The sequence below is a fragment of the Arthrobacter sp. MDT1-49-2 genome (assembly GCF_059090185.1).
The window spans coordinates 106,348-118,875 of the sequence record NZ_JBNHFK010000005.1 but is presented as its reverse complement, the minus strand read 5'-3'; the positions used below and the strand labels follow the sequence as shown (position 1 = coordinate 118,875).

General features: G+C 68.2%; 14 protein-coding genes. 4 read left to right on the top strand and 10 right to left on the bottom strand.

From position 1 onward, the window contains the following. The first annotated feature begins 49 nt into the window (after positions 1–49). Positions 50–766, top strand: a complete 717-nt coding sequence (locus AC5RTS_RS08700; protein WP_493991673.1) for a DsbA family oxidoreductase — start codon at positions 50–52, stop codon at positions 764–766. 26 nt (positions 767–792) lie between these two features. Here the strand turns inward: AC5RTS_RS08700 and AC5RTS_RS08695 are convergent, their stop codons facing one another. Further along, positions 793–1,461: a LytR C-terminal domain-containing protein gene (locus tag AC5RTS_RS08695; protein ID WP_493991672.1), complete on the bottom strand. Its 669-nt coding sequence runs from the start codon at positions 1,459–1,461 to the stop codon at positions 793–795. Further along, positions 1,454–1,753 (bottom strand): type II toxin-antitoxin system VapB family antitoxin, encoded by a 300-nt coding sequence (locus AC5RTS_RS08690; protein ID WP_227904874.1) that lies wholly within the window; start codon positions 1,751–1,753, stop codon positions 1,454–1,456. The genes AC5RTS_RS08695 and AC5RTS_RS08690 overlap by 8 nt, the downstream gene beginning before the upstream one ends. 146 nt (positions 1,754–1,899) lie before the next feature. Between AC5RTS_RS08690 and AC5RTS_RS08685 the strand changes: the two genes are divergently transcribed. After that, the gene (locus tag AC5RTS_RS08685) at positions 1,900–2,799 is read left to right on the top strand and encodes a hypothetical protein (RefSeq protein ID WP_493991671.1); all 900 of its coding nucleotides are present in this window, start codon (positions 1,900–1,902) and stop codon (positions 2,797–2,799) included. Between the two features lie 6 nt (positions 2,800–2,805). On the opposite strand, the gene AC5RTS_RS08680 is transcribed toward AC5RTS_RS08685, so the two are convergent. Beyond that, the gene (locus AC5RTS_RS08680; protein ID WP_493991670.1) at positions 2,806–3,318 is read right to left on the bottom strand and encodes a glutathione peroxidase; all 513 of its coding nucleotides are present in this window, start codon (positions 3,316–3,318) and stop codon (positions 2,806–2,808) included. 149 nt (positions 3,319–3,467) lie between these two features. Here AC5RTS_RS08680 and AC5RTS_RS08675 point away from each other — a divergent pair, with 149 nt between their 5' ends. Then, complete coding sequence (locus AC5RTS_RS08675) at positions 3,468–4,499, top strand: isopenicillin N synthase family dioxygenase (RefSeq protein WP_493991669.1); 1,032 nt, start codon at positions 3,468–3,470, stop codon at positions 4,497–4,499. Positions 4,500–4,599: 100 nt separating this feature from the next. Here AC5RTS_RS08675 and AC5RTS_RS08670 read toward each other — a convergent pair whose 3' ends face one another. The 4 genes from AC5RTS_RS08670 to AC5RTS_RS08655 are packed head-to-tail and all read right to left on the bottom strand — an operon-like array spanning position 4,600 to position 8,292. Next, complete coding sequence (locus AC5RTS_RS08670) at positions 4,600–5,292, bottom strand: glycosyltransferase family 2 protein (protein WP_493991668.1); 693 nt, start codon at positions 5,290–5,292, stop codon at positions 4,600–4,602. Further along, positions 5,289–6,635, bottom strand: a complete 1,347-nt coding sequence (locus AC5RTS_RS08665; RefSeq protein ID WP_493991667.1) for a PIG-L family deacetylase — start codon at positions 6,633–6,635, stop codon at positions 5,289–5,291. Before AC5RTS_RS08665 ends, AC5RTS_RS08670 begins: the two co-directional genes overlap by 4 nt. Next, on the bottom strand, positions 6,632–7,675 hold the full coding sequence (locus AC5RTS_RS08660) for an acyl-CoA dehydrogenase (RefSeq protein WP_493991666.1): 1,044 nt from the start codon (positions 7,673–7,675) through the stop codon (positions 6,632–6,634). Before AC5RTS_RS08660 ends, AC5RTS_RS08665 begins: the two co-directional genes overlap by 4 nt. Continuing rightward, complete coding sequence (locus tag AC5RTS_RS08655) at positions 7,672–8,292, bottom strand: class I SAM-dependent methyltransferase (RefSeq protein WP_493991665.1); 621 nt, start codon at positions 8,290–8,292, stop codon at positions 7,672–7,674. The genes AC5RTS_RS08660 and AC5RTS_RS08655 overlap by 4 nt, the downstream gene beginning before the upstream one ends. A 143-nt stretch (positions 8,293–8,435) precedes the next feature. On the opposite strand from AC5RTS_RS08655, the gene AC5RTS_RS08650 reads away from it, so the two are divergent. Further along, a complete protein-coding gene (locus tag AC5RTS_RS08650; protein WP_493991664.1) occupies positions 8,436–10,547 on the top strand; it encodes an FAD-dependent oxidoreductase in 2,112 nt (703 codons plus the stop codon). Positions 10,548–10,555: 8 nt separating this feature from the next. Here the strand turns inward: AC5RTS_RS08650 and AC5RTS_RS08645 are convergent, their stop codons facing one another. The 3 genes from AC5RTS_RS08645 to AC5RTS_RS08635 form a co-directional block, all read right to left on the bottom strand. After that, entirely contained in the window at positions 10,556–10,951 is a 396-nt protein-coding gene (locus tag AC5RTS_RS08645) for a hypothetical protein (protein ID WP_493991663.1), read from the bottom strand. Between the two features lie 89 nt (positions 10,952–11,040). Beyond that, on the bottom strand, positions 11,041–11,769 hold the full coding sequence (locus AC5RTS_RS08640; RefSeq protein ID WP_493991662.1) for a glucosamine-6-phosphate deaminase: 729 nt from the start codon (positions 11,767–11,769) through the stop codon (positions 11,041–11,043). Continuing rightward, a complete protein-coding gene (locus AC5RTS_RS08635; RefSeq protein ID WP_493991661.1) occupies positions 11,766–12,503 on the bottom strand; it encodes a FadR/GntR family transcriptional regulator in 738 nt (245 codons plus the stop codon). The genes AC5RTS_RS08640 and AC5RTS_RS08635 overlap by 4 nt, the downstream gene beginning before the upstream one ends. Positions 12,504–12,528 lie beyond the last annotated feature (25 nt).

Genomic DNA, 12,528 nt, shown 5'->3' with positions numbered 1-12,528 from the left:
GTTCGTCCGTGCGGGAATGGTACCCGGTCCTTTCCGCGTTGCAGGGGGTATGAAGATTGATATCTGGTCCGACATTGCCTGCCCGTGGTGCTACATCGGCAAGCGCCGCTTCGAAGCCGCACTGGCTGGTTTCCCGCACCGGGACGAGGTAGAGGTGCAGTGGCACAGCTTCCAGCTCGACCCGACCCTGCCCGAGCACTATGAGGGCACCGAGGTGCAGTATCTCAGTGAGCGCAAGGGCATTGACCCCGCACAGCTGGCCGGCATGCTCGAACAGGTCACTGTCCAGGCCGCCGGCGAGGGGCTGTCCTATGACTATGACTCCCTGGTGGTCGCCAACAGCTTCTCCGCGCACCGGCTGATCCATCTCGCCCGCGCCGAAGGCGGCAACGCAGCCGCCGACGCCGCCAAGGAAGCGCTGCTCTCGGCCCACTTCGAGAAGGGCCGCGACATTGGTTCGGCGGAAACCCTCGCGGAGATCGGCACCGGCCTGGACCTGGACGCCGGCCGGGTGCAGGCCATGCTTGCCTCGGACGAATACACCGACGCCGTAAACGCGGACATTGCCCAGGCACGGGCCCTGGGGATCAGCGGCGTGCCGTTCTTTGTGCTGGACGAGAAGTACGGCATCTCGGGCGCGCAGCCTGCGGAGGTGTTCTCCTCGGCACTGGAACAGGCCTGGCAGGAGTCACATCCGCTGGTGAACCTGACGCCGGCGTCCGGCTCTGCCGACGGTGCTGTCTGCGGACCGGACGGCTGCAACTAGAACAGCCGCCGGGGCGCCGGGCCGGCTTACCCCGCGGCGGGTGAGGTCTCGGCGCCGGGACAGCTGAGCGCCCCGGGCCCGGCCGCCACTGCCTGTTCGGCCGGCAGCAGATTCTCATAGCCGGAGCCGATCACCAGGTCCACGGAGGCATCCGTCCTGTCATCGTGCACGTACTGGGTGTCGGGAACGTGCTGCTGGAGTGTGTAGGCGGCGGCGAAACCGGAGGTCCCGGACAGCACCAGGGCCGTCATGCCGGCCCGGTTCACGCTGGAGTTGCCCACCGTGCCGATCTGGAAGCCCCGCGCCCCCAGCTCAGTGGCCACGGTACCGGCCAGGCCCGGCGCTGCCGTCGAGTTATAGATGTTGACGCTGACCGCGGCCGGATCCAGATACGGAAAAGGCCCGGCAGGACATTCGTCCGCCGGGCCTGCCTGGGCGGTGGGCTCTGCTGCCGGCAGCCGCACCCAACCCGACACCAGCCCCTGTACCAGCACCACCGCCAGCAGCAGCAGGAAAGCCAGGAAGCCAAGCACCGCGGTATGCAGCCGCCGTCGCCGTGCTGACCGCTGGATCAGGTCCGGCTCGTCGGAAGGTGCAAACACCTCGTCGAGTTCGCCGCCGGTAATGATCCGGTGGCCGTGCCATTCCCTCGAATCATCCTCAACGGGGGTACCGTCGGGAGGCTGGTTAGTCATCGAGGACCAGCACGCGTGCGTGCAGGATAGTCCGCTGGTGAAGGGCCGTCCGTACGGCCCGGTGCAGTCCGTCTTCGAGATACATGGTGCCCTTCCATTGGACGACGTGCGGGAACAGGTCTCCGAAAAAGGTGGAGTCCTCGGCCAGCAGTGCACCGAGGTCCAGCGTGGCCTTCGTAGTTACCAGCTCATCCAGCCGAACCTGCCGGGGAGGTACGGCCGCCCAGTCCTTCGGTGTTACGTATCCATGGTCAGGGTAGGGGCGTACGTCGCCAACAGCTTTGAAGATCACTAGTACAGAGTAAAGAACAACGGCACCCAAAGAAACAGCGACGCTCGGGCGCGAGCCTGCGGGAATGCCAGATTGGCACTCTGTTACCCCTCCGCGTGCCGTGCCGGCGTGCACCGGCCACTGTGCGGAGACGGGATACTGGAGGGGTGAACTTCTCCGCTTCCCGCCTTGGTCTCCTGCTCGACGTCGACGGTCCCGTTGCCAGCCCGGTCTCCCGGACCGTCCGTCCGGCCATCATCCGCGACCTGGTCGCCCTGGCCGTGGCCGGCTGGCCCGTCATCTTCAATACCGGCCGCTCCGATGACTTCATCCGGCAGCAGGTGATGCAGCCCATGATCGCCGCCGGCCTGCCCGAGGGCGTGCGGGTGCATGCCGTCTGCGAGAAGGGGGCAGTCTGGTTCTCCTTCGACGGAACCGGACCGGAGCAGCCGCAGGTGGATCCGGAGCTGAAGGTCCCGGGCGACTATGCCGAAACAATCCGCAATCTGGTGAATGAGAAGTACTCGCGGACCATGTTCTTCGACGAGACCAAGCTGGCCATGCTTTCCGTGGAACAGCACGTGCACGTGGACAATGCCGACTATCTCTCCGAGCAGGCGCTCTTCGACGCCGATGCGCTGGAGCAGCTGGGGCTGGCCGGCCTGGGCGGGCAGCGCCTGGACCGCACCATTCCCGACGCCGCCGGGAAGGTGTCCTTCCGGATTGACCCGACCATCATCTCCACCGACATTGAAGCCGTGGGCGTGGGCAAGGACCTGGGCGCACGGCGGGCACTGGCGATGCTGGAGGCGGCGGGCACAGCCGTTCCGCGCAGCTGGCGCACAGTGGGTGATTCCCGCACCGACTACGCCATGGCCGATGAGCTGTCCCGACTGGGCTTTGACGTGGCGCATGTGGACGTGCGGCCGGCGGACGGCGTACCGGAGACGGAGTATCCGGTCCTGACGGCAGGGTCCCTGATCCACGACGACGCCGGCGCGCTGTACTTTGAACGCTGGGCGGCGATGTCCGCGGGCGAGGCCGCGGACGACGCCGTCGTGCTCTGAGCCTGGCTACTCCAGGCGCAGCACGGCCTCCACGGACTCCTGAATTTCCGGTGCGCCGGGGGCGACGGCGGAGGCGAAGCGGCCCACCACTTCACCGCTGTCGGTAACCAGGAATTTCTCGAAGTTCCAGCCGATGTCTTCGCCCAGTTCACCGTCGCGGAACTTGGTCAGCTCGGTGTAGAGCGGGTGCCGGCCTGGTCCGTTGACGTCGGTCTTTGCGGCCAGCGGGAAGCTCACGCCGTAGTTGCGTGAGCAGAACTCGGCGATCTCCTCTGCAGTGCCCGGTTCCTGCCCGGCGAACTGGTTGCTGGGCACACCGAGGATGGCGAAGTTCCGGTGCTGGTAGGTCTCGTAGAGGGCCTGCAGCCCTTCATACTGCCGCGTGTATCCGCAGCGCGAAGCCACGTTGACCACCAGCACGGCCTTGCCGCGGAAAAGGTCCCCGAACGTGGTTTCGGTGCCGTCCAGGAGAGTCAGGGGAATCCCGTAAAGAGTGCTGTTCTCGGTGCTGTTCTGCACTGTGTGCCTTTCCGTTGACGTGTTCCCATTTCATCGCATCCGCTGACCGGACACCCAATTCCGGTTTTCCGCAGCGGGTTTAGAGGTGGCGGATAGCACTTCGTAACATTCGGTACAGAGTTGACTCGGCCCGGTGATACGTTGCCGGAATGAGTGCGATTCCCGAGTCAATCCCCGTTCTTGACCTGAGCACGGCACGCAATGCCGACGGCTCCTTCAACTCCGAATTCATCGATCAGCTGCGCGACGCGACGCACCGGATCGGCTTCTTCCAGCTCGTCGGCTACGGCGCCGGCGAAGCCATGGTGGAGGACCTGTTCAGCGTGACCAAACGGTTCTTTGATCTCCCGCTGGAGGACCGTCTGGCTCTGGACAACCGCAAGTCCCCGCACTTCCGCGGTTACACCCGGCTCGGCACCGAGATCACCCGCGGCCGCCCGGATTCGCGCGAACAGGTGGACTTCGGGCCGGAACGCGAACCCGCCACGGACTATCCCGCAGACCAGCCGTACTGGCTGGTGCAGGGCCCGAACCTGTTCCCGGACGAGGTGCTGCCCGAGCTGCGCAGCACCTCCATGGCCTGGGCCGAGCGGATGTCCGAGGTGGGTGCGGAACTGCTCGCTGCCATCGCTGTGTCCCTGGAGCTGCCCGAGGACCACTTCACCGAACCGTTTGAGGGCACCCCGGCCTGGATGGCCAAGCTCATCCACTACGTGGGCGGGGTGGTGAAGGAAGCCGGCACCCAGGGAGTTGGCTCGCACGCCGACTACGGCTTCGTCACCCTGCTGCTGCAGGATTCGGTGGGCGGGCTGGAAGTGAAGCCGCACGAGTCCGACACCTGGCTTCCGGTCGAACCCATCCCCGGCGCCCTGGTGGTGAACCTGGGCGAAATGCTCGAGGTGGCCACCCAAGGTTACCTCTCGGCCACCATCCACCGGGTGCTCGCCCCGGCACCCGGGGTGGACCGGTACGCCATTCCGTTCTTCTGGTCCCCGCGGCTGGATGCGGTGATTGACCCGGTGCAGCTGCCGCAGGCCCTGGCCGGGCAGTCCCGGGGCATCTCCGATGATCCGGAGAACCCGATGCTCGCGTCCTATGGGGCCAACGTGCTCAAGGGCTGGCTGCGTGCCCACCCGCAGGTCGCCAAGCTGCACCACCCGGAGCTGGTGGCCGGCAAGTAGCTACCCGGATCCAAGGATCACCGCGCGACGGCGCCGCCCGGCCACCTCACCGGGCGGCGCCGTCGGCGTTTCCCTGGGCATTCCCCTGTCTGTGCGAAGCTCAGGCGCCAAGCCGGCGGAGATAGCCGGAAAAACCGGCCGGAGTCCTCCCGTCCAGCCGCCCGGAGGTGACGGCGCGCATATCGTCCGTGGCGATCCAGCGCGCCCCTGCGGCCCGGATCCGCGCGACCAACTGGATATCTTCGTGGACGTGCAGGGCTTCGAACCCGCCAGCGGCGGCGTAGGCACGCGAGGAGAAGGCCATGTTCGCCCCATGGATGTAGGGATGGCCCTCGGTCAGCTCATGTTCGGCATGCCAGCGGCTCAGGTGTGCCGAACTGAGGTCCGCCGCGTCAGGCACCACCGTGCCAAGGACCAGCTCATAACCGGCGTCGGCGAAGCCCCGCTGGACGGTCAGCCAACTGCCCGGCACCACGGTGTCCGCGTCGGTAGCGGCAATCCACTGCGCGCCCAGCCCGAGCATGGCCGCGGTGCCGGCCGCCCGGGCCGCCCCCACCGGCCCTGACTGCGTCTGCAGCAGGTGCAGGTCCAGCCCCAGCTGCAGGCCGGCCTGTTCGGCGGCCAGGGCGGAGCCGTCGGTGCAGGAGTCGAGCACCACCGCCACGCTCACCTCCGCGGCGGCATCCTGTTCCCGCAGCGCCGCTACGGCGGCGGACACCGCGGCGAGGCAGCGGGGCAGGAGCTGTTCCTCGTTGCGGGCAGGAATGACGACGCCGACGTGCGGCCGGGTCACAGCAGCCCTTCCCGGTCAGCCACGGACCGGGCCGGCGGATGCACCAGCACATCAATACGGAAATCGGCCTCGCAGTGTTCAGCCAGCAGCTCCAGTCCGCTGTCCGCCCGGAACACCTCATGCACCTCGTCCCCGTCCATCGGCCAGTCCCGGATCGGATGCCGCCAGTGGCACAGCAGCAGCACACCGTCGCGATCCAGGGCTTCCGCAGCCCGGAGGACCGTACCGCGGAGCTGTTCCCGGGTGAGGAAATAGCCGATCTCGGAGAGGATCACCAGATCGAAGCTGCCCTCCGGCCAGTCTTCCGGGATGGAGCCCTGGCGGAGACGGATCCGCTGGGCCGCGCCGATCCGCTGCCGGGCCAGTTCCAGGGCGCGCTCTGAAATATCCATGGCGGTGACGCTGTCCGCACGGCGGGCCAGCTCTTCGGTGAGCACTCCGATGGAGCAGCCGGGTTCAAAGACGCGGCCGAACCGTTCACGCGGCAGCAGGGCCAGGGTCAGTTCCCGTTTGCGCCGTTCATAGAAGCTGTCCCCGAAGTTCCAGGGGTCCGGTGAGGAGGCATAGAGGTCTTCGAAAACCTGTTTGCCGGTCCGCGGCACGGTCACGATGAACGTCTCGAAGGGCCGCTCAAAGTGGGCCAGGACCTCCGGCGCCAGGAGTGCCTCGTCCCCCGGCAGGTCCGAGAGGGGGGCCACCTGGCTGTGGTGGGCGTCCATCGCCGCGGCCTTGGCAGTGGCGGCGTCCTGTGTCAGGGCGAGCGTGTGCACGTCCTCGGGCAGGTCCTTGGCGGTGCCCCAGTGCCAGAGCCAGATCGGGTATTCCAGCAGCGGCACCCTGGCCTTGTCGGCCAGTCTAGCCGCGGCCGCTCCGGCGGCGTCGTGGTCGGTATGCCCGTCCCGGCGCCAGGGGGCAGCCAGCCAGAGTCCGTCCGTGTCGGTGCCGACCAGCCCGGCAAGGAACGTGTCCAGCTCCTCCCGGTGGGGAGCCAGCTGCCCGTCCGGCAGCCCCAACAGGTGGACCCGGGCGTCCGGAGCGAGGCGGCCGACGGCGGCGCGCAGCTCCGCTTCCCGCAGCACGGTGAGGGTCTGCGGGGTGTGGGTCGGGGACTCGGGGTGGGAGGCTTCCCCGGCGGTCGCCACCACTATGTCGACGGCGGTGCCGGCGGCCGCGAGCGCCGTGATCAGGCCGCCGACGCCAAGGGATTCATCGTCCGGGTGCGCGGCAAGGACCACCAGCCTGCGGGGCGGCTCCGGCAGGACATCCGCCAGCCCGGGCAGCCCGGCCAGTGCCGGCAGCCAGCTCTCTTCACCCGGCGTCGGGTCCCGATGGGTGAAGCTCACCATGGCTCGCCTCCGCCGGTGAGCAGGGCACGGCCGAGGGCTGCCGAGTCCCGTTCGGCATGGTGCTGGCGCAGATAGACCTGCAGGTCCGCGACGCGCCGGGCGTGACACTCCTCGCCGGTCAGCGGTGCGGGACCCAGCCCGTGGCCGGCCAGCCGGAGGACCTCCTCGGCGGCGTCCGCCACCACGGCCCGGACCTGCCCGGCGAGCAGGGCGCCGTCGGGCCCGTTGGCACGGCCGGCGTCGACGTCGGCCGCTGCGGCGGCCAGGACGCGGCGGGCGGCATGCAGGGCAGTGTCCGTCCGGCCCAGCAGCATGAGGGCAATCTGGTCCGGTTCCCGGCTCCGGCCGGCGGCGGCCAGCCGGCGGGCGACACCCATGGCCCCGCCGAACCAGACCGCGGCAACGCCAATGCCGCCCCAGGCGAAGCCGCTCCGTTCGAGGTACCAGTTGTCCCCGCCCACGGGCACGGCCGGCACATCGGAGAAATCGACCGGGGTGCTGTCCACGGCGGCCAGCCCGCGGCTGATCCAGGTCCCCCTGCCCGGGCGAACGCCGGCATGCCTCAGGTCCACGGAGAAGGCACGGCGGGTGCCGGGCCCGGTGTGGGCGGTGACCACGGCACGGTCCAGCTGCGCGGCCAGGGAGCACCACGGTTTGGTGCCGGTTAGTCGCCAACCGCTGCCTTCCTGCCGGGCGTCCAGCCGCAGCCCGGGGGCCTCGGCGGCGTACACGCCCCACGATGCACCGGCGGAAGCACTGTCCATTCCGGCCTGGGCCAGGATGGCAACGGCATCGAGGTAGGGCTCCACCACCCGGGCCACGGTGAGGTCCGCCGCTCCCAGGGTGGCCAGCAGTTCCCAGAGCCGGACGGTGGCGCCGGTGCCGGGCAGCGGCGCCAGCGCCTCGGCCTGTGCAAGCAGGCTCAGGGCGGCGTCAACCGATCCTCCCGATGCTGCGGCCCGCTGGGCCAGGTCGGCAAGTGCTGCCTGCCGCGCCGCAGCCGGGGCGCCGGTGTCCAGCAGGACCGGACGGCTCACGCCCCGGCGCCGGGCGCGGCGGAAAGTACCGCCACCACGAACCCGGCGTCCGGGGTCAGTGGGCGCAGGTCCCAGGTGGACAGCTTCAGGTCCACGCTCAGCCCGGCTGCCTCAGCGTCGGCGAAGAACTGCCCGAAGTCATAGCCGCGGCCGGCGCCGAAGCCGATCACCACCCGCCCCTCCGGCGCGAGGTGCGCGCGCATCCGGGCCAGCACCTCGCCCGCGGTGCCGGGGGCCAGGAACGTCATCACGTTGCCGGCACAGACAATCAGGTCAAACGGCTCACGGATGCCCTCGGCGGGGAGGTCCAGCTCGGCGAGGTCCCCGACGAGCCAGCTGGCCTGGGGATGGTCCTTCCGCGCCGCATCGATCAGTTCGGGGTCCACATCCACGCCGACGACGGCGTGCCCGCGACGGGCCAGTTCGCCGCCCACCCGGCCGGGACCGGCGCCGGCGTCGAGGATCCGTGCGCCGCGCGGCACCATGGCATCGATCATCCGTGCCTCACCGTGCAGATCCGTACCCTGCTCGCGCATCTGCTCGAACCGCTGGATGTACCAGGCGGAGTGTCCCGGATTCTGCTTCTTTTTTGCTTCCCAGAGGGTTTCCTTGCGCATCCTTCCAGCGTACTCATCCGCGGGCGGGGAAAACGCCGCCGATGCCGCGCACACCGGAAGGGAACCCTCATGATTTCGACGGGCGCAGCACCTGCGGCAAGACAATTTGTATACGGTGTAAACAACGGCGGTAAAGTACCACTGTGAGTACTAAAACCTTCCCCCACCTGATGAATCCGGGCCGTATCGGCCCCATGGAAACGCACAACCGCATCGTTCTCCCTGCCATGGACATGAATGTCTCGGAGCACGGTGAGATCGAGCAGCCTGAGATCGATCACTACGTGTCCCGCGCCGCCGGAGGCGCCGGACTGATCATCACCGGCGCCTGCGCCATCGCCTTCCCGCACGGCGCGGCCTCCATGAAGGAACCCGGCCTCTCGGATGACAAGTACATTCCCGGACTCAAGGCGCTGGCCGATGCCGTCCACGCCGCCGGCAGCAAGCTGTGCATCCAGTCCACGCACCACGGCAAGGTGGCCCGCGTGGACACGGCCAACGACCGCCCGGTGCTCGCCCCCAACCAGCCGGACTACAGCTACGACATGTCCGCCCTGGCCGACAGCACCCGCGAAGAGCTCGGCAAGATGGGCGCCGCGACGGCCGGCAAGCAGACATCCTACAAAGAGATGACGCACGAGGACATCGCCTGGCTGGTCAAGACCTGGGCAGACGCCGCCGAGCGCATTGCCAAGGCCGGCTGCGACGCCGTCGAAATCCACGTGGCGCACGGCTACATCCTGGGCGTGTTCCTGAACCAGCGCGACAACAAGCGCACGGATGAATACGGCGGCCCGCTGGAGAACCGGGCCCGGCTGGCCTGCGAGGTCATCAGCGCGGTCAAGCAGCGCGTGGGCGACCGCCTGGCCGTCCTGGTCCGCGTGGCCGGCGAGGAATACGGGCAGGACGGCGGCCTGACGCTCGACGAAGCAGTCGAAGCGTCCAAGCTGTTCGAGCAGGCCGGCGCGGACGCCATTCACGTCACCGGCTGGGGCCGGAACCCGTTCGACAACTTCACCGACGGCCCGCTGCCGAACAAGGTCGGCGCCTACCTGGAGAACGCGGCCGAGATCAAGAAGCACGTCAGCGTTCCCGTCATCGCCGTCGGCCGCATGCTGCCGGAGGTGTCCGAAAAGGCACTGGCCGCCGGGCAGATCGACTTCGCCGCCATGGGCCGCCAGCTGCTGGCCGATCCGGAGCTGCCGAACAAGCTCCGCGACGGCAAGTTCGACCAGGTGCGCCCCTGCATCAACTGCTACCTCTGCGTTGCCGAGAACTTCTTCGACGACACCCCGTTCTGCGCCGTCAACCCCGCCCTCGGCAACGAAGCCCTGCTGCCGCTGAAACCGGCCTCCGCTTCCAAGCACGTGGTGGTCGTCGGCGCCGGTCCGGCCGGCCTCGAGAGCGCCCGGGTGCTGACCGAACGCGGCCACCGCGTCACCGTGGTGGACAAGTCGGACCGCCTCGGCGGCACCATGTGGTTCTCCACCATGACCACCCCCGACAATGAGCGGCTGCTGCGCTGGTTCAAGTCCGAAATCAAGCGCCTGAACATCGCGGTCAAGCTGAACACCAAGGCCACGGTGGAATCCATTCGGGCGCTGCACCCGGACCACGTCATCATCGCCACGGGCGCCGTCCGCCCGAAGCCGGATTTCCCGGGCGGCGACCTGCCTGTTGTGCAGACCGGTGACACGCTGCGCGCCATGATGCTCGGAACGGCCACTGCTGAGGAAGCCGGTGCGGTGCTGAGCACGCTCGGCAAGCTCGGCCGGCTCTCCGGCGTCACCAAGAGCCCCGAGTTCGTCCGTCAGTTCACCAAGTTCTGGCTGCCCATGGGCAAGGACGTGGTGGTCATCGGCGGTTCACTGGTGGGCCTGGAACTCGCCGAATTCCTGGCCGAGCGCGGCCGCCGCGTGACGCTGCTGCACGAAAAGCAGCAGCTCGGCCTGCCGCTGGCCATGCCCCGGCGCTGGACCGCGGTGAAGGACGCCGAAAAGCACGGCGTGAAGATCCACCGCAACGCCTCCATCACGCGCATCACCCCCAAGAGCGTGGAGTGGACCGTGGGCGAGGAGAGCTTCACCGCTCCTGCGGACATGGTGGTCTACGCAGACGGCACGACGTCGGCGGCTCCCCTCGCGGACGAGCTGCGGGCCGCGGACATCACCTGCGACGTCGTCGGCGATGCCGGTGCGGTCAACTACATCCACGGCGCCATCCACTCCTCCTGGAAGGTGACCACCGAACTGTAGGCCGTTCGTCAGCCCATCACCACCTGATGGACCCACCGCTGCAACGCCGGTACCAGCAGCAGCAAGGCAATGATCCCCACCATCAGGATGTGGATGAAGACGTTCCACCCCACGGTGCCTACTGGTTCGCCGCCGCCCACGGCGGCGAACCAGTAGGGCAGCAGCACCACCAAACCCAGCCCGGCGGAACCGAGCGTCACGTATTCCCACCAGCCCCAGCGGGCAAATAATGCCCAGGTGGCAACAGCGAAACCAAGGACGGACAGCAGGCACAGCACCAGCGCCGCGCTCCAGAGGAATCCGGTGGTGTCCACGCCCCGGCCGGCGAACCACGGGGTTAGCCAAAGCCAGCTCGAACCCGCCAGCAGAAGTGCGATGCCGCCGAGTGTACGAAGAGTGAACATCCAGCCTCCAATGGCCGGCGCGGCTAATACGGCAAGAATACGACGGCAGGCCTTGCGTTTTTAGTACCTTCCGCGGAATCCGGCCGGGCTTAGCTGAGCAGGGAGGCCGCGCCGTCGTCCACCAGCACCGTGACGTTTCCGTGCAGCTGCAGCACTGAGGCCGGACAGTCCGGCGTCACCGGGCCGGTCAGGGCGCGGGCAAGGGCATCGGCTTTGTCCTGCCCCCGCGCTATCAGCAACAGCTGCCTGGCCTCGCGAATAGTTCCGAGCCCCTGTGTGAGGCAGTGTGTCGGCACCTCGTCCAGGGAAGCGAAGAATCGCTGGTTGGCGCGCCGCGTGTCCTCGGTCAGGGTTTCCACCCGGGTGCGCGAGTCCAGCGCGGCTCCGGGCTCGTTGAAAGCCAGGTGCCCGTTGCGTCCGATTCCCAGGATCTGCAGGTCTATCCCGCCGGCACCGGCAATCAGTTGTTCGTAATGGCGGGCGGCGTCCTGCAGGTTCGGCCGGTGCGGGTCCGGAAGGTGGACCCGCACCGGGTCCAGGTCCAGGGGTTCAATGATTTCCCGGCGCAGCACCTCGGCATAGCTTTCCGGATGCCCCGGGGGCAGGCCCACGTATTCATCGAGGGCAAACCAGCTGGCCTTGCCGAAATCGGCTTCACTGGCGGCCAGGGCGGCATACACCGGCGACGGCGAGGATCCGGTGGCCACGCCGATCACGGGAGCGGGCCGGGCGAGCGCCTCCAGCACGACGTCGGCGCCCGCCCGTCCCAGCGCGGAGTCCCCCGAGCAGCGGATGAGGTTCATGGTTCCGGCGCTCACGGGGCCTCGGGAAGTTTGGCGAGTTCGGCCCGGATGCCGTCGAAGTGGCGCCGCAGCCGCTCGGAGGCCAGTTCCTTGTCGCCGTCCTTGACCGCCTCGAAAATGTTGCGGTGGACGGCCGCGGTCTCCACCAGATTGATCAGGGGGTCCACGCCCAGCTCGGCGTGGATCTTGCCGTACACCTTCCAGAACACGGACATCAGGTTGGACAGCAGTTCGTTGCCCAGCGGTTCAAACAGCTGGTAGTGGAAGGTCTCGTCCACCTCGGTGAAGATTTCCCCGCGCTCGGCCCGGGTTTCCATTTCGCGGACGGTGGCTTCAATGTCCGCGAGGTGTTCCGGGGTAAAGAGATCCATCGCCTCCCCCACGAGCCCGGCTTCCAGTGCCTGGCGCACGTCCACCAACTGCAGGGCTTCCTTGCCTTCGTGCCGCAGGGACAGCCGGCCCCGAAAGGTGAGGCCGTCCGCCAGTGCGTCAAAGTTCGCCGGTGCCACAAACATGCCGAATCCGTGGCGGATTTCCACCACGCCCAGGGCCTGGAGCACCTTGAGTGCCTCACGCAGCGTGTTCCGCCCGATACCCAGCACGCCCGCCAGTTCCGCCTCGGTGGGCAGCGCATCCCCGGCCTTCAGGTCCCGGTCGAGGATGAGCTCCATGATCTCCGCCTGCAGGGCACGCGAACGGTTTTGGGCACTGAACCGCGCCGGCGGCAGTGACGCGTCGGGCAGACTCATTGAGGTCCTCCTGGCAGGGATGGGA